Here is an 18,237-nt window from a genome sequence, read left to right on the forward strand (position 1 = left end):
ACGGCAGTTTTACGCCACCGACCAAACTGCTGGCGATAACGGAATAACTGTTCAGATTTTATCCAATTTTGCCTTTATCCAGTCATCGAGAGCGGGTATCATGCCAACCCTTTTTCGAACTCCAATGATCCGGCCCCACAACAGGGAAGTCCTATGTCGGCGGTACGCATCGGCCCATACACACTGCAGAACGGCTTGATTCTCGCCCCGATGGCGGGGGTCACCGACCAACCCTTTCGTCAGCTTTGCCGACGCCTGGGCGCGGGCCTGGTAGTTTCGGAAATGGTAACCAGCGACATGAGCCTGTGGAACAGCCGCAAATCGCGTCTGCGCATGATCCATGAAGGTGATCCCGAGCCACGCTCGGTACAGATCGCCGGCGGTGATGCACAGATGCTGGCGGATGCGGCCCGGGCCAACGTCGAACTGGGTGCACAGATTATCGACATCAACATGGGGTGTCCGGCCAAGAAGGTCTGCAACAAGGCCGCCGGTTCCGCACTGTTGAAGGATGAAGAGCTGGTGAAGGAGATCCTGCATGCCGTCGTGGCAGCGGTCGATGTCCCGGTCACCCTGAAGATCCGCACCGGCTGGGACCGGTCGAACAAGAACGGCCTGACGGTGGCGAAGATCGCCGAGCAGGCGGGCATCACCGCCCTGGCGGTGCATGGACGGACCCGTGCAGACCTGTACACCGGCGAAGCCGAGTACGACACCATTGCCGCGATCAAGCAGGCAGTGTCGATTCCGGTCTTCGCCAACGGCGACATCGATTCGGCCCAGAAGGCCCGGTACGTGCTGGACGCGACCGGGGCCGACGGTCTGTTGATCGGTCGAGCCGCCCAGGGGCGACCCTGGATTTTTCGTGAGATCGAGCATTTTCTGCGTACCGGCGAACCCTTCCCGGCACCGGAACTGATCGAAGTGGAACGTATTCTGCTAGAGCACCTGGCCGCGCTGCATGCTTTCTATGGAGAAGTCATGGGCGTGCGCATCGCCCGCAAGCATGTCGGCTGGTATCTCGCAACCTTGCCGGGCGCCAAGGAGTTTCGCGCCCACTTCAATCGTTTGGAAGACACGGAAGCACAATGCGCCAACGTTCGTGAGTTTTTTGCCGGACGTTACAAGAGCCTGGTGACAGGGGACGGAGAATGGGTGGCCGCATGACGATGATGACCGAGACTTTAGTGAGTGGAACAACGCCCGTGAGCGACAACGTCAATTTGAAACAGCACCTCAACACGCCAAGCGAAGAGGGTCAGACCCTTCGCGGCAGCGTCGAGAAGGCGTTGCACAATTATTTCGCCCACCTAGAGGGCGCGGCCGTCACGGACGTCTACAACCTGGTGCTCTCCGAAGTCGAGGCTCCCCTGCTCGAAAGCGTGATGAACTACGTCAAGGGCAACCAGACCAAGGCCAGTGAGCTGCTTGGCCTGAACCGCGGCACCCTGCGCAAGAAACTCAAGCAGTACGATTTGCTGTAAGCATTCAATCAAACCAGAAAGGCACCCTGGATCCTTGGGAAAACCAGCCGAGCGGCAAGCAGCCTGTTTTTAACACAGCATGATTGTCGCGCAGGCAGTTTTCGTAGAGATCCTAAAGCGGTCGCCTTTTTTGCTGACTCCCTTGTTTTGATGGACATTGAGATGACCGACCAGACTACCCGCCTGCCGATCCGCCGCGCCCTGATCAGCGTTTCCGACAAGACCGGAATCCTCGATTTCGCTCGTGAACTGGAAACCCTGGGCGTGGAAATCCTCTCCACCGGCGGCACCTTCAAGCTGCTGCGGGACAACGGCGTCGCCGCCGTGGAAGTCGCGGACTACACCGGCTTTGCGGAAATGATGGACGGTCGGGTGAAGACCCTGCACCCGAAAATCCACGGCGGCATCCTCGGTCGTCGCGGCATCGACGATGCGATCATGAGCGAACACGGCATCCAGCCGATCGACCTGGTAGCGGTCAACCTCTACCCCTTCGAAGCCACCATCAACAAGCCGGGCTGCGACCTGCCGACCGCCATCGAGAACATCGACATCGGTGGCCCGACCATGGTCCGCTCGGCGGCCAAGAACCACAAGGACGTCGCCATCGTCGTCAACGCCAGCGACTATGCCCAGGTTCTGGAAAGCCTCAAGGCCGGCGGCCTGACCTACGCACAGCGTTTCGACCTGATGCTCAAGGCATTCGAGCACACCGCCGCCTACGACGGCATGATCGCCAACTACATGGGCACCGTGAATCAGGCCGCCGAGACCCTGTCGACCGAAGGCCGCAGTGAATTCCCGCGCACCTTCAACAGCCAGTTCGTCAAGGCCCAGGAAATGCGCTACGGCGAGAACCCGCACCAGAGCGCGGCGTTCTACGTCGAAGCCAAGCCGGCCGAAGTCGGCATCGCCACCGCGACCCAACTGCAGGGCAAGGAACTGTCCTACAACAACGTCGCCGATACCGACGCTGCGCTGGAATGCGTGAAGAGCTTCGTCAAGCCGGCCTGCGTCATCGTCAAGCACGCCAACCCGTGCGGCGTGGCAGTGAGCCCGGACGCCGAAGGCGGCATTCGCCAGGCCTATGAACTGGCCTACGCCACCGACAGCGAATCGGCATTCGGCGGCATCATCGCCTTCAACCGCGAACTGGACGCCGAGACCGCCAAGGCCATCGTCGAGCGCCAGTTCGTCGAAGTGATCATCGCCCCTTCGGTCAGCGAAGAAGCCCGTGCCATCGTTGCCGCCAAGGCCAACGTGCGCCTGCTGGCGTGCGGCCAGTGGGACGCCGAGCGCGCCCCGGCCTGGGACTACAAGCGCGTCAACGGCGGCCTGCTGGTCCAGAGCCGCGACATCGGCATGATCACCAGCGCCGACCTGAAAGTGGTCACCCAACGCGCCCCGACCGAGCAGGAGATCCACGACCTGATCTTCGCCTGGAAAGTCGCCAAGTACGTCAAGTCCAACGCCATCGTCTACGCCAAGAACCGCCAGACCATCGGTGTCGGCGCCGGCCAGATGAGCCGTGTGAACTCGGCCCGCATTGCCGCGATCAAAGCTGAACACGCCGGCCTGCAGGTACAGGGCGCGGTCATGGCCTCGGACGCCTTTTTCCCGTTCCGCGACGGCATCGACAACGCGGCCAAGGTGGGTATCACCGCAGTGATCCAGCCTGGCGGCTCGATGCGTGACAACGAAGTGATCGCCGCCGCCGACGAAGCCGGCATTGCCATGGTCTTCACCGGCATGCGCCACTTCCGTCATTAATGACAGGTGTGTGAACGCCACTGACCGGCAGGAGCCGGGCGGTGGCCGACAGCGCCCCCAGAATTCTGCTTCATCGAGGTTTTTGAAATGAATGTCCTGATCATCGGCAGTGGTGGCCGCGAACATGCCCTGGCCTGGAAAGTCGCCCAGGACCCGCGCGTCGAGAAAGTATTCGTCGCACCGGGTAATGCCGGCACCGCCATCGAGGCCAAGTGCGAGAACGTCGCCATCGACGTCCTGGCCCTGGAGCAACTGGCGGACTTCGCCGAGAAGAACGTTTCCCTGACCATCGTCGGCCCGGAAGTGCCGCTGGTGGCCGGCGTGGTCGACCTGTTCCGCTCCCGTGGCCTGGACTGCTTCGGTCCGACCGCCGGTGCCGCCCAACTGGAAGGCTCGAAGGCCTTCACCAAGGACTTCCTGGCCCGCCACAAGATCCCGACCGCCGACTACCAGAATTTCACCGAGATCGAGCCAGCCCTGGCCTATCTGCGTGAAAAAGGTGCCCCCATCGTGATCAAGGCCGACGGCCTGGCCGCCGGCAAAGGCGTGATCGTCGCGATGACCCTGGCCGAAGCCGAAGACGCCGTGCGCGACATGCTCGCCGGCAACGCCTTCGGTGAAGCCGGTTCGCGCGTAGTGATCGAGGAGTTCCTCGACGGCGAGGAAGCCAGCTTCATCGTCATGGTCGACGGCAAGAACGTCCTGCCGATGGCCACCAGCCAGGACCACAAGCGCGTCGGCGACGGCGACAGCGGCCCGAATACCGGCGGCATGGGCGCCTACTCGCCGGCACCGGTAGTCACCGCCGAAGTCCACCAGCGCGTGATGGACCTGGTGATCTGGCCGACCGTGCGCGGCATGGCCGAGGAAGGCAACGTCTACACCGGTTTCCTGTACGCCGGTCTGATGATCGACAAAGCCGGCAATCCCAAGGTCATCGAGTTCAACTGCCGTTTTGGCGACCCGGAAACCCAGCCGGTGATGCTGCGCCTGCAATCGAGCCTGGTGCTGCTGGTAGAGGCCGCGCTGGCCCAGGCCCTGGACAAGGTCGAAGCCCAATGGGACCCACGGCCAAGCCTGGGCATCGTCCTGGCTGCCGGCGGTTACCCGGGCGACTACGCCAAGGGCGCAGCGATCAGCGGCCTGGAGTCGGCAGCGAGCCTGGAAGGCAAGGTTTTCCACGCTGGCACCGCGCTCAAGGACGGCCAGGTCGTCACTTCCGGCGGCCGAGTGCTCTGCGCCACCGCGCTGGGCGAGACCGTTGGCGCCGCCCAACAGCAGGCTTATCAACTCGCAGCTAAAATCAATTGGGAAGGCTGCTTCTACCGTAGCGACATCGGCTACCGTGCAATCGTACGCGAACGCGCAGAAGATCAGGAATAAGCTATCCGTTCGGATAGGCAAGGGCGTCAAGCCCTTGCCGTCTTGTTCCCGCCCCGCGCATAGTTATGACTCAGGCATCAACCTACGAAGGGATTTCGCCGTGCGCTGGCTCAGGATCGCCATAAGTTTCACCGTCAGCCTGCTGACCCTGCTTTGCCTCGCAACGGCCGCACAAGCCTCGCAAGGCAGTGGCTGGGCAGTATTGCTTGACGACCAGGCCGATCTGCAACTGAGCGATATCCGCTCCTCACGCTATATCAACCAATTCAGTCCCATCGAACTCGACCGACTCACCGCCGCTCCCCCCGACGGTGCACTGTGGTTGCGTTTTCGCCTGCAACCGGGCAAACACGAACAGATCCTGCGAATTTTCGCACCGGACCTGGCACGCCTGGACCTGTATACCTTCGATGGCGATACGCTGATCGACCAGGTTCGCAGCGGCAATGACCTGCCCAAGACCGAACGACCGCTACCCAGCAGCGACTTCATGCTGCCACTGACACAAAGCCCCAAGCCGCTGGATATCTACCTGAGGCTGGTGTCCAAACACGAACTGCGGCCACACATTACCCTCGAGTCGGCAGTGATGAGCGCTGCTGATCGCGGCCAGAACCTGCTCTACGGGTTGCTGTTCGGCTGCCTGTCGATGCTGATCCTGCACAACCTCACCCGCTTCGCCTACACCCGCTCGCGCAGCAGCCTGTGGCTGGCTTCCTGCGAGTTCCTGCTGCTGGTCAGCGCCCTGTTCCTGCTGAACGTGATCGGCCCATGGCTGCCCGATTGGCAAGGTGCACAGACCGCCGGTGCCTACCTGGCGCTACTGCTCACCGCGCCCTGCGGCCTGATGTTCACCTACAGTTTCTTCTCGCCCCTGGGGCCGCACCCACTGAACAAGCTGCTGTTGGGCGACATTCTGGTGATCTGCCTGGGCGGGCTGTTGCTGCTGTTCGTCGACACCCTGCCACTGAACGTGATGACCTATGGCCTGGTCGGGCTGGCCAGCCTGAGCATACTGCTGGTCTCCACCTATCACTGGCAGAAGGGCTATCGCCCGGCCAGGCTGTTCGTCGTCGCCATGGTCATCTTCAACATCGGCACCCTGGTCATCCTGCCCGCCCTGCTGGGCCTGACCCTGGTTGCCCCGGAAGGCCTGATCGTCGCTCTGCTGATCTTCATTTCGGTCAGCGGGCTGCTGATGAGCATCGCCCTCGGCGAGCGGCGTCGCAGCATCACCGAAGACCAGTTCAGCCTCAGCCGTGACCTGGCGGCGAGCAATGCCGAAATCGCCGCCAAGGCCGAGTTCCTGGCGAAGATCAGCCATGAGATCCGTACCCCGATGAACGGCGTGCTGGGCATGACCGAACTGTTGCTGGGCACCCCGTTGTCGGTCAAGCAGCGCGACTACGTGCAGACCATTCACAGTGCCGGCAATGAACTGCTGACCCTGATCAACGAGATTCTCGACATCTCCAAGCTGGAGTCCGGGCAGATCGAGCTGGACGACGTACAGTTCGACCTCAATGCCCTGATCGAAGACTGCCTGAGTATCTTCCGCGCCAAGGCCGAACAGCAGAACGTCGAACTGATCAGCTTCATCCAGCCCCAGGTCCCGCGGGTGATCAGCGGTGATCCGACCCGCCTGCGCCAGACACTGCTGAGCCTGCTGGAAAACGCGATGAAGAAGACCGACGAGGGTGAAATCCTCATCGTCGTCGCCCTCGACGAGCGCAACGGTCAGCCGCGCCTGCGCATTGCGGTGCAGGACAGCGGGGTGCCGATGGATGACGAGGAGCGCGACGCCCTGCTGCATACCGAGCTGCAGAGCAAGAACTTCCTCGCTGCCAGCCGCCTGGGGGGCCACCTGGGCCTGGTGATCGCCCGCCAACTGGTGCTGTTGATGCGTGGCGAGTTCGGCATCAAGAGCGGCGCCAACCAGGGCAGCACCCTGTGGCTGACGCTGCCACTGGACCCTCTGCACCTCGAACACCCGACCTCCGACCTCGATGGCCCGCTCAAGGGTGCGCGGGTACTGGTGGTCGACGACAACGACACCTGCCGCAAGGTCCTGGTCCAGCAATGCAGCGCCTGGGGCCTGAACGTCAGTGCCGTGCCGTCCGGTAAGGAAGCCCTGGCGCTACTGCGCACCAAGGCCCACCTGCGCGACTACTTCGACGTGGTCCTGCTGGACCAGAACATGCCTGGCATGACCGGCATGCAACTGGCGGCGAAGATCAAGGAAGACCCGAGCCTCAACCATGACATCCTGCTGATCATGCTCACCGGCATCAGCAACGCGCCGAGCAAGATCATCGCGCGTAATGCCGGCGTCAAGCGCATCCTCGCCAAACCAGTGGCAGGCTACACGCTCAAAACCACCCTGGCGGACGAACTGAGCCAGCGTGGCAAGAGCCAGGCGATAGCAACACCGCTGAGTGTACCGACCGTGCCCTCGGTCAAGGTACCCAGCGATTTCCGCATCCTCGTGGCCGAGGACAACAGCATTTCCACCAAGGTGATTCGCGGCATGCTCGGCAAGCTCAACCTGCAGCCCGACACCGCCAGCAACGGCGAGGAAGCCCTGCGGGCGATGAAAGCCCAGCGTTACGACCTGGTGCTGATGGATTGCGAGATGCCGATACTCGACGGGTTCTCCGCCACCCAGCAACTGCGCGCCTGGGAAGTCGGCAACCAACGGGTACGCACACCGGTGGTGGCCTTGACGGCGCACATTCTCAGCGAACACAAGGAGCGGGCACGCCAGGCCGGCATGGACGGCCACATGGCCAAGCCGGTGGAGCTTTCGCAACTGCGTGAGCTGGTCGAGCATTGGGTCGCCCAGCGCGACCTCCAGCAGGTTCAGGAACAGACCACCTCCTGAGCCGACAGACGGCGCGGCGCCTGATAGACTGCCAAGGCCCTCACCTGTTCGAGCTCAAACCATGCTCCACGTGCTGTTCAGTGTTTACCTGAAGATGCTGGTGCTCTACAGCCCGTTCTTCGTCCTGTCCTGCTTCATCAGCCTGACCCGTGGCTACTCCAGCAAGGAGCGCCGCCGCCTGGCCTGGAAAGTCGCCCTCGCCACCCTGGTTTCCAGCGTGCTGCTGTACCTCTTCGGGCGCGTGATCTTCAGTGTATTCGGTATCACCGTCGACGCTTTTCGCATCGGTGCGGGGAGCGTGCTGTTCATCTCGGCGCTGGGCATGGCCCAGGGCAAATCGGCGGTGCAGACCGACAATGTGCAGCAGGACGTGACCATCGTGCCACTGACCATCCCACTGACGGTCGGCCCCGGCACCATCGGTGCGCTACTGGTGATGGGTGTGAGCCAGCCGCATTGGGACGACAAGCTCGCCGCCATCGTCAGTATCGCCCTGGCGAGTTTTACCGTTGGTGTGGTGCTGTACCTGTCGAACCGTATCGAACGGATCCTCGGCGACCAGGGCTTGCAGATCGTCAGTCGCCTGATGGGATTGTTCGTCTGCGCCCTGGCGGCGCAGATCATCTTCACCGGGGTGCGCGGCTACCTGGTGCCCCAGTAGCCGGGGCGCCCATCAGGCGCCCGGTTTCTCGCCATACCAGCGCGGCGTGTAGACCCACTCGCCGCCCTCGGCGCGGGGGAACACGCAGGTGGTCGAGGAACCGACGATGACCAGGGTGCGCATGTCCACCTGATCCGGGGTCAACTCGCCCAGGGTGGTCACCCGCAACGTCTGTCCGGGGCGGCCGATATCCCGTCCCAGAACCACCGGCGTCTGTGCCGTGCGATGCTGGGCCACGATCTCCAGCGCCCGGCCCAACTGCCAGGGGCGGGAACGGGAAATCGGGTTGTAGAACGCCAGCGCCAGGTCGGCCTCGGCGGCGAGATCGAGGCGTTTCTCGATGATCGTCCAGGGCTTGAGGTTGTCAGAAAGCGACATCACGCAGAAGTCGTGCCCCAGTGGCGCCCCGGCTTGGGCAGCCGTCGCCAGCGAGGCGGAAACTCCGGGCAGGATTTCCAGCTCGACGCCATGCCAACCCGGCTCGTCAGACTCGTGCAAGGCTTCGAGTACCGCAGCTGCCATGGCGAACACCCCCGGATCCCCGGACGACACCACCACCACCGAACGGCCAGCGGCCGCCAGTTCGAAGGCGTGCCGGGCGCGTTGCATTTCCTCACGGTTATCGGTGCAGTGCTGCACCTGATCCGGCCGGAACGGGCCAGCCATGCGCACGTAGGTCTCGTAACCGAGCACATCGTTGGCCCGATCGAGTTCGGCCCTGACCGCCGGCACCATCAATTCGGCGGCGCCAGGCCCCAGGCCGATCACCGCCAGACGGCCGCGTGGACGTCCGATCTGCTGCGGGTCCAGCGGCTGCGGGGCAACCGCAAGGGTCAGCCCCTCACCTGCATGAAACGATGCCCCAGACGGAACGGCCTGCCGTGCCAGCGCTTCCACGCTGACACCAGAAGCGACGAAACGCAGTGGCACGCCCAATTGCCTGGCGGCCTCATGCAAAGCCGGACTGGCCATTTGCGTATCCGCAGCCAGCAGACAGGCGAGGGACTGTTGAGCAATGCCGGCGTCCTGCAGCGCCGCACGCACGCGCTCGGCCAGCGCCGGCAGATCCGCCGAAACCGCCGCCAGTACGCTACGTGGATAGATCAGCAACTCGTCCGCTGTCGGTGCGCGCGCAGCGCTACTCACATGAATCGACAGTCGGGCAGCCTGATCTTCGGGCAAACGGGCCTCGGCCAACCAGGGTGCATCGCCCTCGATACGCACGCTTGCGCCCGCCAGCAGGTCCGAGACGAAACGCTTGCCCAGTTCCAGATCAGCCAGGGCGTAACCGCTCGGAGGGTTGAGCAGGCAGGTGCCGAAACGCAATTCGCCGCTGGTGGTGATCGCGGGCGCCACACCCAGGCCGGCGGCCATTTCCCGGGCCATGACGTTCACACCGCCCAGACCGCCGAGCAAAGGGACCACCGCACTGCCATCCTCGGCGACCGCCAGGACCGGCGGCTCGGCGCCCTTCTCCAGCAACACCGACGCCAGGCTGCGGATCACGATGCCAGCCGCGCACAAGGCGATGATCGGCGTGTCCTGCTGGTAGAACTGGCGCAAGGTTGCGCCGAACTCGCTGTAAGTCCGGTCCGCGCCCTCGACCCGTTCGGCCAGGCCATGGATCAGCGCCTGCGGATAAATCTGCTGAAGCCTGCGCGCGGTCGCCAGGCTGCCGTTGCCCAGAATGACAATGGCCGGTGCCGGACGACTCATCCCTGCCACCGTTCGCCGGGCACAATGATCAGCGAGAAATACGGCGAGGACATCGGGTCCACCTCATCGAGCGGAACGATCTTCTGGTTGGCCATGGTGGCGCGCTCCACATACAGGGCGCGACCGGCCAGCCCCAGCTCTTCCAGCACCTGGCGCACCTTGGGAAAGTTGCGGCCCAGCTTCATCACCACTGCGGCATCCGCATCGGCCAGGCGGCGCTTGAGTTCCTCGGCAGGCAACACGCCGGACAACACCGACAGGCTCTGGTTGCGATACACCAACGGTACGCCGAGCACCGAGGCGCCACCGAGCATCGAGCAGACACCCGGGATCACCTGGGCTTCGTAACGATCGGCGAGGCGGTCGTGCAGGTACATGTAGGAGCCATAGAAGAACGGGTCGCCTTCGCAGATCACCGCCACGTCGCGGCCGGCATCCAGATGCGCGGCGACCTCCAGGCTGGCTTCGTCGTAAAAGTCGCTGATCACCTGTTCGTAGGACAGCGGCGCCGGCAGGGCTTCGGTGGTCACCGGATAGACCAGTGGCAGCAGGGTCTGGGCCTGCTGCAGATGACCCTCGATGATACCGAAGGCATTGCCTTTCTTGCCCTTGGCGACGAAATACGCCACCACCGGCGACTCGCGCAGCAGGCGCAGCGCCTTCACGGTGATCAGTTCCGGATCACCCGGCCCAACACCGAGGCCGATCAGACGTCCAGGCTGCTGCATCATTCCACCTCCGTGGCGAGGGCATTGACGGCGGCGGCGGCCATGGCGCTGCCACCGAGCCGGCCCTGCATGATCACGAACGGCACACCACGGCTGTCGGCGGCGAGCATCGCCTTGGACTCGGCGGCGCCGACGAAGCCCACCGGGAAGCCGAGGATCAGTGCCGGCTTCGGTGCACCGGCATCGAGCATTTCCAACAGGTAGAACAGCGACGTTGGCGCATTGCCGATCACCACCACGCTGCCTTCCAGATGCGGCCGCCACAATTCCAGGGCCACCGCCGAACGGGTATTGCCCAGTGCCTGCGCCATCGCCGGCACGCGCTCGTCGCGCAAGGTGCAGATCACCGGGTTGTTGGCCGGCAGGCGGGCACGGGTGATGCCCTCGGAGACCATCCGCGCATCGCAGAGAATCGGTGCACCGGCCGCCAGCGCCTCACGCCCGGCTGTGCCGGCACCCGGTGAGAATTGCAGGCCGTCGATGGCATCGACCATGCCGCAGGCGTGGATCACCCGAACGGCCAGTTTCTCCAGGTCAGCGGGAATGCGCGCCAGGTTCGCTTCCGCGCGAATGATCGCGAAGGAGTTGCGATAGATCTCCTGACCATCGCGAATGTAATCAATCATCGGTGCTGCTCCGTGAGCGGGCTTCGAGCAGGGTGCCCGCCGCATCAATAGTAAGGTTGCTTGCGTGCAGCAGGCCGAAACCGGGCTGGGCTGCATCGCGAAAATAGAGGTCGTAGTGGCCGGGGGTCACCGCCAGCAAGGTAGCCGGTGCCACATGGGCTGCGGCGCAGGAGCGCTTGCAGCCGGACAGGTGCACGCCCTGGGGCGGCCCTTGCAGAAGCGTCGCCAGGCGCCGGGCATCGGCCTTGGTCTCGGCCAGCCCCTTGGCGCAGCCGGCGGAACCGGTGCAGGCGATGATCCGTGCCAGCGGCTGGCTGGCATCGCAGAGCAGGCCGAGCTGTTGCAGTCGCGCGGTGACGTGAGCTGCGTGTTCCTCACGGATGCCGGGCAGCAGCAGGCTTTGCCAGGGGGTCAGGCGCAGACTGCCGTCGCCGTACTGCTGCGCCAACTGAGCCACGCCTTCGAGCATCGCCGCATCGAGACGCCCCAATGGAAATACCGCGCCGACATAAAACCGATCCGGCTGACGCTGTGGATAAGTCCCGACATGCAGCAGTTCGGGCGTGGCAGGTCGCCGCCAGTCACCCACGGCAATGGGCTCGACGCCGAAGCGCTCGCTCAGTTGCGCCAGGAACACCGCGGTCGGCACCTCGGCGAGCAGATGACGCATGCGTGTCTGCTCGGGACGGGCCAGGTCGAGGAACAGCCCCAGTACCGCCGCCACCAGGGCGTGCCCCTGTTCCAGCGGCACAGCCGCCAGAGGCGCGTCGTTGGCCGGGCAACCCGCCAGGCCGAAGGCCAGGTACGGACGATCCTCGATCAGCAGGGCAGACAGCCACAGGTCATGGGGGTGTTCGAGCATCGCCAGGGCCTCGCCGCCGTCGAGCTGGATGGCGAACTTGGCCGACAATTGATGAAAACGCGGCTGACCTTGCAGGCTGGCGAGAATCTGCGCGGCCAGCGGACGAGTATCGATCAGCATCCGTGCATCGATACCGGCGCTGGGGCTGAGCATCAGGTTGCGCACATCGTCAGCACCGCTGACCCGGGACACATCCGTTTCTGCAGAAGCGGGGTTCGGCGCCCCGACAAGCCCGCTCCCACACCGGCTCCCTTCAGCCGTGGGCCCGAGACCGGCGGCCAGCAGACTATCGATCAGCGGCTGATGCTGCGCGCCGATCCCGCGAATCTGCAGATTGGCCCGGTTGGTCGCCTCGATCACCCCGCCGGCATAACGCTCGGCGGCCTGGGCCACCGCGCGGGCCTGATCGGCACTGATCACCCCGCCGGCCAGCTTGATCCGGCAGATGCCGCCATCGAGCGCCGCGACGATACGCAGCAACCCCGGACAGGCCGAGGGGCGGACAGCGTTGGCAAGCGGGTGTTCGTTCAAGGGATAACCGACAGTCAGGGAAAGTGCTCGTTGTCATCGAAAGGCGTTTCGCCGTCGAAGGCGCGGTATTATGCCTGCTTTGTCCGACGGCATGAAAAGACTGCTGGTCGGAACAGCTGCGTTTCGAGGATTTTAGATGGCGCCCTGGCTGACAGTAGTGGGAATCGGTGAAGACGGCTTCGGAGGCCTCGGCGAACACGCCCGCCAGGCGCTGCTGGGGGCGACGCGGGTATTCGGCGGGCAACGCCAGCTCGACCTGCTGCCACCGAACGTGGCGACCGAGCGCCTGGCCTGGCCCAGCCCGTTTTCCCTTGAGCCGGTGCTGGCCCTGCGGGGCACGCCGGTGTGCGTACTGGCCAGCGGCGATCCGATGCTGTTCGGCGTCGGCGCCAGCCTGTCGCGCCAGCTCGATACCGAGGAGATGCACGTGCTGCCCGCGCCCTCCGCCTACTCGCTGGCCGCCGCACGACTGGGTTGGGCGCTGCAGGAGGTGGTGTGCCTGTCGGTGGTTGCTCGTCCAGTGGCGGCCCTCAGTGCACAACTGCACAGCGGATTGCGCCTGTTGGTGCTGAGCAACGACGAGCATAGCCCGGCGGCCATCGCCGCACTGCTGCGCGAACGGGGCTTCGGACCCAGCCGGATCAGCGTGCTGGAGCACCTCGGCGGCCCGCTCGAACGACGCATCGATTGCACTGCACAAGACTGGCAGGAGCAAGCGTTCGCCCGTCTCAACCTGGTCGCCATCGCCTGTCAGGCCGATCCGGCTACGCCGCGCCTGTCGCATATCGGCGGGCTGCCGGACGCCGCGTTCGCGCATGACGGCCAGTTGACCAAGCGTGACGTCCGCGCCATCACCCTCGCCCGCCTCGCGCCGGTCCCCGGCGAACTGCTCTGGGATGTCGGTGCCGGCAGCGGCTCCATTGGCATCGAGTGGATGCGCGCGCACCCCTCGTGCCGGACGATTGCCATCGAAGCGGACCCAGGCCGCCAGCAACTGATCGAACACAACCGCGATGCCCTTGGCGTCCCTGGCCTGCGCCTGGTTCGCGGCAGCGCGCCGCAGGCGCTGGACGGGCTGGAACAGCCGGATGCGATCTTCATCGGCGGCGGCGTGACCGTGCCCGGCGTGCTGGATACCTGCTGGGCCCGGCTCAAGCCCGGCGGACGGCTGGTGGCCAATGCCGTGACCCTGCAAAGCGAACTGCTGCTGATGAACTGGCGCCAGGTCCACGGTGGCGAGCTGACCCGCATCCATGTCGCCCAGGCCCAGCCCCTGGGCGACTTCGATACCTGGCGCCAGGCGCTGCCGATCACCCTGCTCGACGTGGTGAAGCCTTGAACAGCGTGGGCGCGAGCCGGCCCGCGCAGAATCTCTCATCTGCGACCATTGCCGGAAGCAGGGCATGGCCCCATGCGTGATGAAACCGCCGAACAACCCGCGCCCCTGCGCAGCGGCCTGACCACTGGCAGTTGCGCCACCGCCACCGCGCTGGCTGCAGCACGCCTGCTGCTGAGCGGGATCAGCCATGATGCGGTACGGATCATCCTGCCCAAGGGCAAACAGGTCGAGATGCGCCTGGAATTCTGCCGCCCGCATGAGGACGGCGCCGAAGCGGGGACGATCAAGGATGCCGGCGACGACCCGGACGTCACCCACGGCGCCCTGCTGTATTCACGCGTGCGGCTGACCACCGAGCCCGGCGTGCGCTTCCATGCCGGCAGCGGCGTCGGCACCGTCACCCGCCCCGGCCTGGTGCTGGCCGTCGGCGAACCGGCGATCAACCCGGTGCCGCGCAAGATGATCAGCGACCACCTGCTGCAACTGGCGGCCGAACACGGCTATGCCGGCGGTTTCTCGGTGACCGTCAACGTCGAGGGCGGCGAAGCCCTGGCGCTGAAAACCATGAACCCGCGCCTGGGCATCCTCGGCGGCCTGTCGATTCTCGGCACCAGCGGCATCGTCCGGCCGTTTTCCTGTGCGGCCTACATTGCCTCGATCCACCAGGGCATCGATGTCGCCAGGACCAACGGCTATCGGCATATCGCCGCCTGCACCGGCAATGCCAGCGAGGACACCATGCGTCGCGTCTATGACCTGCCGGAGATTGCCCTGATCGAAATGGGCGATTTCGTCGGGGCCGTGCTCAAGCACCTGCGCAAGGTGCCTGTGGATAAGTTGAGCCTGTGTGGCGGCTTCGGCAAGATCAGCAAACTGGCAGCCGGCCACATGGATCTGCACAGTCGGCATTCGAGCATCGACCTGCCGCAACTGGCCGAATGGGCCGCCGCCGTGGGCGCTGACGAGGTACTGCAGCAGGCCATACGCCAGGCCAACACCAGCCAGCAGGCACTGGCAATGGCCCGCGCCGCTGGCGTCGCCTTGGGCGATGCGGTCTGCCAGCACGCCCTGGACTTCGCCCGCAGTGTGGTCCCGGCCCAGGTGCAGGTGGAAGTGTTCGCCATCGACCGCCAGGGCGGCATCGTCGGCCATGCCGGAGCCTTTCAATGAACCACTCACCCATCAGACGCCTGCTGTTGCTGGGCGGTGTCACCGAAGCCCTGGCACTTGCCCGCACGTTGGGGCCGCAGCACATCTACAGCCTCGCGGGCGTCGGCCGGGTACCCACCGACCTGCGTTGCCAGGTACGGGTCGGCGGCTACGGTGGGGCCGAAGGCCTGGCGCGCTTCATCCAAGAGGAAGGCATCGATCTGCTGCTCGATGCCACCCATCCCTATGCCGCGCAGATCAGCCACAACGCAGCAGTGGCCGCACACTTGAGCGGCATCCCCTGCTGGGCCCTGCGCCGCCCGGCCTGGGTAGCGGAACCTGGCGACGACTGGCGGGAAGTGGCGGACTGGAGCGCGCTGGTCGAAGCCCTCAAGTCGTTCCATCGACCGTTGTTCACCCTCGGCCGCGAACCCTTGCAACATCTGGATGAAATTCCCGAAGGCCAGTTCTGGACCCTGCGGGCTCTCGACCCCTATCCCGGTAATGAACGCTGCGAAGTGATCGGCGCTCGTGGTCCTTTTCACCTGGAAGACGAACGGGCCCTGTTCGAACGCCGTGCCATTGATGTGCTGATCAGCAAGAACAGTGGCAGCGGCGCGACCGAACCCAAGTTGCAGATCGCCCGCGAACGCTCAATTCCGGTACTGATCCTCAAGCGTCCGCCGCTACCGGCCGTGGACCGGGAATTCCAGACGCTCGAAGAAACACTTGCCGCCTTGGCAACAACACTGCAATAGAGCACGATCCCTGCTTGCCAAAATAGTAACCTATTTGTTACCTTGAGAGCAGGGATGATCGACCTCGAAGAATATGTACGGGACAACCACAGCAACCCGTTCGAACGCTGGTTCTCTTCACTGGATGTGCAAGCGGCCGCCAAGGTTTCCACAGCCCTGCTTCGGCTGGAGATGGGCAATACCTCGAACATCAAATGGTTCGAGGGTCTCGGGGAGTACCGCATCGACTGGGGCCCTGGCTACCGGATCTACCTGATACGCGAGGGCACCCGTCTGATCATCCTCTTTGGCGGCGGCAACAAGTCGACTCAGAACAGAGACATCCAGAAAGCCAGGCTGTTGGTTGAAGAATACAAACGTCGCAGACGCGCAGAACCGCAAACGAGGTAGACACCATGGTGCTAAGCCGCAGTTTCAAACAAACCATCGCCGAGCGGGCACAACGCGACCCGGCGTTCGCCGAGGCGCTACTCGACGAAGCGGCCAGCCTGTTTCTCAATGGCGAGCCGGAAATGGCCCGGATAATCCTGCGCGACCTGGTCAACGCGACGGTGGGCTTCGAGGGGCTCGCACGGGAAACCGACAAGCCCAGCAAGAGCCTGCATCGCATGCTGTCAGCCAACGGCAATCCCAGCATGGATAACCTGGCCGCGATCTTCGCCGTGATACGTGCCACCTTGGGCGTCAACATTGAGGTCCATAGCGTTCCTCTCAACTGACGCAGCCCCCTCACGCCATGGGCTGCTACGCTCATTGACGGCACCTGCCGCGAACAACCGAGAAGGTGTTGCGACCTTACACCGCAGCCCATGCTTTTACTTATGCAGGACGTTCAGGCTAAATACCCACCGGTTTGAAACATCCGACGGAAAACCTTCCATGTCCCGACAACGGCTCGCCGCAGCTACCTGGATCGCCTGCTTTGCAGTGCTGTTCAATCTGCTTGCCATGCCGATTTCCGGGGCCATGGCGTCCGCTTCGGAGCGCTCCGTTTCCGAACAACTGCTCTGGGGCAGTTTCTGCTCGGCCAGCGGCACCAAGCTGGTCGCCACTGTTATCGGTGAGCTGCAACAGAAAGCGCCACAAGGCGATGACCACTCCAATATGCAGCACTGCTGGTGCTGCTCCGGTTCCGCGCCGCTGGTGGCCTTGCCCGGGCACATGCCGCAACTGGCAGTCACACAGACCCAAATCGGCCGGCCTCACGTCGCACTCCACGTCGACTCCCCGACACCGCGCCAGCAGTGGCCCTCACTCAACCCCCGAGCCTCTCCAGCCGCCTGATTTGTATTCGCAACCCTTTGCGTTTTAAATCGTTATGGAGAACCCCCATGCTCAAGAATGCCCTGCTTCTGGCCGCGTTGCTGCTGCCCGTCGGCTTTGCCCATGCCCACGAATTCACCGTCGGCGAATTGCGGATCGACCATCCGTGGTCCCAGGAACTGCCACCCAATGCGCCCACCGTGGCTGCCTATTTCACCCTGCAGAACCAGGGGACGACAGATGACCGACTGACCAGCGTCGACAGCCCTATCGCCGGCAAAGCCGAACTGCATGAGCATGTGATGCAGGCGAATCTGATGAAGATGCAGCAGGTGCCGGATGTCACCATCCCCGCCAAGGGCGAGGTGAAGTTCGCACCCATGGCCTATCACGTGATGCTGCTCGATCTCAAAGACCGCAGCCTGCTGCAGGACGGCAAGCACTTCCCGCTGACCCTGCACTTCGAAAAGGCCGGCGCGGTCACCGTCGAGGTCGCGGTACAACGCCAGCCGCCCGCCGCGTCCCCGGCCAAGATGCACATGCACGCCCAGTAACCCTCGGGCCCGTTGCACGCCATGCGCACCTCGCGCAGCAGACCCAGCCACTCCCGCAGCCAGACACGCGGCAGTTGGCTGAGTCTTTTCGCCATGCTGATGATCTTTATCGGTCCGCTGATTTCCCAGGCGATGCCGATGGACCAGCACGCCATGTCCATGGCGATGAACATGGACATGCCAATGCCCGTGGACATGCCGATGGACATGCCCGGGCACCATGCTGCTGAGCGCGCAAAAGACTCCAGCAGCTCCCCTGGCAAGAGTGCCGAACACCACGCGCTCTGGGAAAAGTGTGGCTATTGCAGCCTGCTGTTCAGTTGTCCGGCGCTGCCGCAAAGCCTGAGTTTCACCGCACTCGAAGGCCCCCGACCAGCCCCCACGGTCGACTCCCGAACCCGCCTGGGACATGCCCGGCAGAGCATTTTCCCCGGCGCCCGGACCCGCGCGCCACCTGCCGTCCCTCAAGCAACGACAGACCTCACACCCGACCCGATCGCCCTGTAAACAGCCGCGCGGGACCGGGTTGTAT

The 18,237-nt window shown here is 64.2% G+C and carries 18 protein-coding genes; 14 read left to right on the forward strand and 4 right to left on the reverse strand.

Going from position 1 to position 18,237, the window contains the following annotated elements; genetic code table 11:
• The first annotated feature begins 153 nt into the window (after positions 1-153).
• From dusB to BLU37_RS04220, 6 genes are all read left to right on the forward strand, one after another.
• Positions 154-1,167, forward strand: a complete 1,014-nt coding sequence (gene dusB, locus BLU37_RS04195) for a tRNA dihydrouridine synthase DusB (protein ID WP_010444362.1) — start codon at positions 154-156, stop codon at positions 1,165-1,167.
• On the forward strand, positions 1,164-1,484 hold the full coding sequence (gene fis, locus BLU37_RS04200) for a DNA-binding transcriptional regulator Fis (protein WP_003186237.1): 321 nt from the start codon (positions 1,164-1,166) through the stop codon (positions 1,482-1,484). The genes dusB and fis overlap by 4 nt, the downstream gene beginning before the upstream one ends.
• A gap of 162 nt (positions 1,485-1,646) precedes the next feature.
• Complete coding sequence (gene purH / locus BLU37_RS04205; protein ID WP_010444369.1) at positions 1,647-3,254, forward strand: bifunctional phosphoribosylaminoimidazolecarboxamide formyltransferase/IMP cyclohydrolase; 1,608 nt, start codon at positions 1,647-1,649, stop codon at positions 3,252-3,254.
• An 87-nt stretch (positions 3,255-3,341) separates the two neighbouring features.
• Positions 3,342-4,637 (forward strand): phosphoribosylamine--glycine ligase, encoded by a 1,296-nt coding sequence (gene purD, locus BLU37_RS04210; protein ID WP_090202535.1) that lies wholly within the window; start codon positions 3,342-3,344, stop codon positions 4,635-4,637.
• A gap of 100 nt (positions 4,638-4,737) precedes the next feature.
• Positions 4,738-7,518, forward strand: a complete 2,781-nt coding sequence (locus BLU37_RS04215; protein ID WP_010444371.1) for a hybrid sensor histidine kinase/response regulator — start codon at positions 4,738-4,740, stop codon at positions 7,516-7,518.
• Between the two features lie 61 nt (positions 7,519-7,579).
• Positions 7,580-8,179, forward strand: a complete 600-nt coding sequence (locus BLU37_RS04220) for a MarC family protein (protein ID WP_090202540.1) — start codon at positions 7,580-7,582, stop codon at positions 8,177-8,179.
• A 12-nt stretch (positions 8,180-8,191) separates the two neighbouring features.
• On the opposite strand, the gene cobJ is transcribed toward BLU37_RS04220, so the two are convergent.
• Genes cobJ through cobG form a run of 4 tightly spaced genes read right to left on the reverse strand, consistent with a single transcriptional unit; the run spans position 8,192 to position 12,642 of the window.
• Positions 8,192-9,895, reverse strand: coding sequence for a precorrin-3B C(17)-methyltransferase (gene cobJ / locus BLU37_RS04225; protein WP_090202543.1), 1,704 nt, complete (start codon positions 9,893-9,895; stop codon positions 8,192-8,194).
• Positions 9,892-10,623, reverse strand: a complete 732-nt coding sequence (locus BLU37_RS04230) for a precorrin-2 C(20)-methyltransferase (protein ID WP_019362721.1) — start codon at positions 10,621-10,623, stop codon at positions 9,892-9,894. The genes cobJ and BLU37_RS04230 overlap by 4 nt, the downstream gene beginning before the upstream one ends.
• Entirely contained in the window at positions 10,623-11,249 is a 627-nt protein-coding gene (locus tag BLU37_RS04235; protein ID WP_010444375.1) for a precorrin-8X methylmutase, read from the reverse strand. Before BLU37_RS04235 ends, BLU37_RS04230 begins: the two co-directional genes overlap by 1 nt.
• The gene (cobG, locus tag BLU37_RS04240) at positions 11,242-12,642 is read right to left on the reverse strand and encodes a precorrin-3B synthase (RefSeq protein ID WP_090202546.1); all 1,401 of its coding nucleotides are present in this window, start codon (positions 12,640-12,642) and stop codon (positions 11,242-11,244) included. The genes BLU37_RS04235 and cobG overlap by 8 nt, the downstream gene beginning before the upstream one ends.
• 136 nt (positions 12,643-12,778) lie before the next feature.
• Here cobG and cbiE point away from each other — a divergent pair, with 136 nt between their 5' ends.
• From cbiE to BLU37_RS04280, 8 genes are all read left to right on the forward strand, one after another.
• On the forward strand, positions 12,779-13,981 hold the full coding sequence (gene cbiE, locus BLU37_RS04245; protein ID WP_090202549.1) for a precorrin-6y C5,15-methyltransferase (decarboxylating) subunit CbiE: 1,203 nt from the start codon (positions 12,779-12,781) through the stop codon (positions 13,979-13,981).
• Between the two features lie 72 nt (positions 13,982-14,053).
• A complete protein-coding gene (locus BLU37_RS04250; protein ID WP_090202551.1) occupies positions 14,054-15,151 on the forward strand; it encodes a cobalt-precorrin-5B (C(1))-methyltransferase in 1,098 nt (365 codons plus the stop codon).
• An 11-nt stretch (positions 15,152-15,162) separates the two neighbouring features.
• On the forward strand, positions 15,163-15,888 hold the full coding sequence (locus BLU37_RS04255) for a cobalt-precorrin-6A reductase (RefSeq protein ID WP_172833085.1): 726 nt from the start codon (positions 15,163-15,165) through the stop codon (positions 15,886-15,888).
• 54 nt (positions 15,889-15,942) lie between these two features.
• Positions 15,943-16,278, forward strand: coding sequence for a type II toxin-antitoxin system RelE/ParE family toxin (locus tag BLU37_RS04260; RefSeq protein WP_019363303.1), 336 nt, complete (start codon positions 15,943-15,945; stop codon positions 16,276-16,278).
• 5 nt (positions 16,279-16,283) lie between these two features.
• Positions 16,284-16,607: a helix-turn-helix domain-containing transcriptional regulator gene (locus BLU37_RS04265; RefSeq protein WP_010444556.1), complete on the forward strand. Its 324-nt coding sequence runs from the start codon at positions 16,284-16,286 to the stop codon at positions 16,605-16,607.
• A gap of 160 nt (positions 16,608-16,767) precedes the next feature.
• Positions 16,768-17,172, forward strand: a complete 405-nt coding sequence (locus BLU37_RS04270) for a DUF2946 domain-containing protein (RefSeq protein ID WP_090202557.1) — start codon at positions 16,768-16,770, stop codon at positions 17,170-17,172.
• Positions 17,173-17,219: 47 nt separating this feature from the next.
• The gene (locus BLU37_RS04275; RefSeq protein ID WP_090202560.1) at positions 17,220-17,705 is read left to right on the forward strand and encodes a copper chaperone PCu(A)C; all 486 of its coding nucleotides are present in this window, start codon (positions 17,220-17,222) and stop codon (positions 17,703-17,705) included.
• Between the two features lie 21 nt (positions 17,706-17,726).
• Complete coding sequence (locus tag BLU37_RS04280) at positions 17,727-18,212, forward strand: DUF2946 domain-containing protein (RefSeq protein ID WP_090202563.1); 486 nt, start codon at positions 17,727-17,729, stop codon at positions 18,210-18,212.
• Positions 18,213-18,237 lie beyond the last annotated feature (25 nt).

Origin of the sequence: Pseudomonas asplenii (genome assembly GCF_900105475.1) — a bacterium.
Taxonomy (GTDB): Bacteria; Pseudomonadota; Gammaproteobacteria; order Pseudomonadales; family Pseudomonadaceae; genus Aquipseudomonas; species Aquipseudomonas asplenii.

What these genes read in the sequence shown, in the direction of transcription:
- dusB (WP_010444362.1), top strand. Translation starts at nt 154, where the DNA reads ATGTCGGCGGTACGCATCGGCCCATACACACTGCAGAACGGCTTGATT.
- fis (WP_003186237.1), top strand. Translation starts at nt 1,164, where the DNA reads ATGACGATGATGACCGAGACTTTAGTGAGTGGAACAACGCCCGTGAGC.
- purH (WP_010444369.1), top strand. Translation starts at nt 1,647, where the DNA reads ATGACCGACCAGACTACCCGCCTGCCGATCCGCCGCGCCCTGATCAGC.
- purD (WP_090202535.1), top strand. Translation starts at nt 3,342, where the DNA reads ATGAATGTCCTGATCATCGGCAGTGGTGGCCGCGAACATGCCCTGGCC.
- BLU37_RS04220 (WP_090202540.1), top strand. Translation starts at nt 7,580, where the DNA reads ATGCTCCACGTGCTGTTCAGTGTTTACCTGAAGATGCTGGTGCTCTAC.
- cobJ (WP_090202543.1), bottom strand. Translation starts at nt 9,895, where the DNA reads ATGAGTCGTCCGGCACCGGCCATTGTCATTCTGGGCAACGGCAGCCTG.
- BLU37_RS04230 (WP_019362721.1), bottom strand. Translation starts at nt 10,623, where the DNA reads ATGCAGCAGCCTGGACGTCTGATCGGCCTCGGTGTTGGGCCGGGTGAT.
- BLU37_RS04235 (WP_010444375.1), bottom strand. Translation starts at nt 11,249, where the DNA reads ATGATTGATTACATTCGCGATGGTCAGGAGATCTATCGCAACTCCTTC.
- cbiE (WP_090202549.1), top strand. Translation starts at nt 12,779, where the DNA reads ATGGCGCCCTGGCTGACAGTAGTGGGAATCGGTGAAGACGGCTTCGGA.
- BLU37_RS04250 (WP_090202551.1), top strand. Translation starts at nt 14,054, where the DNA reads ATGCGTGATGAAACCGCCGAACAACCCGCGCCCCTGCGCAGCGGCCTG.
- BLU37_RS04260 (WP_019363303.1), top strand. Translation starts at nt 15,943, where the DNA reads ATGATCGACCTCGAAGAATATGTACGGGACAACCACAGCAACCCGTTC.
- BLU37_RS04265 (WP_010444556.1), top strand. Translation starts at nt 16,284, where the DNA reads ATGGTGCTAAGCCGCAGTTTCAAACAAACCATCGCCGAGCGGGCACAA.
- BLU37_RS04270 (WP_090202557.1), top strand. Translation starts at nt 16,768, where the DNA reads ATGTCCCGACAACGGCTCGCCGCAGCTACCTGGATCGCCTGCTTTGCA.
- BLU37_RS04275 (WP_090202560.1), top strand. Translation starts at nt 17,220, where the DNA reads ATGCTCAAGAATGCCCTGCTTCTGGCCGCGTTGCTGCTGCCCGTCGGC.
- BLU37_RS04280 (WP_090202563.1), top strand. Translation starts at nt 17,727, where the DNA reads ATGCGCACCTCGCGCAGCAGACCCAGCCACTCCCGCAGCCAGACACGC.